1 protein-coding gene is annotated in these 586 nt (G+C 52.4%); it reads right to left on the bottom strand.

Features of this window, described 5'->3' with window-relative positions; genetic code table 11:
* Positions 1–3: 3 nt before the first annotated feature.
* Positions 4–586: integrase core domain-containing protein (locus PORUE0001_RS00180; RefSeq protein WP_007364414.1), on the bottom strand; the 583-nt coding region annotated here is incomplete at its 5' end.

Raw genomic sequence — 586 nt, 5'->3', positions numbered from 1 at the left:
CTGTTAGTTTTGCTCCTGCTGGGGTACACGACTTGTGGTCGTCTTTACTGCGGAGGTACACAAAGATAGCTCTTTGTTGGGAGTTAGGCGGCATGGGCTCGGAGTTTTGAGGCTCGGAGCTGTTGGTGAATCGTTCTTAGATATCTGGTTCTTAGGCGGTTGTGTGGTTAGAGGGTTGGGGTAATCTGGTATGAGCATCTGCATCGGAGTCTTCTTGTTGAGGGCTCGATGAGGACGCGCTGTGTTATAGAGAGCAATCGTTTGCGAGAGGATCTCCCGAACTTGATCTATGGGCTTATCCTCGAAGTTGTAGAGCCAGTCGTTCTTGATGATTCCGTTAAGTCGCTCAGCCATAGCGTTGTGGAGAGGGTTGCCGGTCTGGGTAACGCTGGTTACGATGCCTAGGCTGGCCTCGTAGTCGGTCATCTGCTTGGAGACGTATTGACAGCCTCGGTCGCTATGGAAGATGAGTCCTTTGAGGTCAAAGCCATGCTTCTGGTAGAAGTCAACGGTCTGTTTTAGTGCGTTGTAGGGGCCCTCTGTGGAGAGCGTGGGCTGCAGGTCAAAGCCGGTGATGATGCGGCTA

Source organism: Porphyromonas uenonis 60-3 (assembly GCF_000174775.1).
GTDB lineage: Bacteria > Bacteroidota > Bacteroidia > Bacteroidales > Porphyromonadaceae > Porphyromonas > Porphyromonas uenonis_A.
This window is presented reverse-complemented; position numbering and strand designations above follow the sequence as displayed.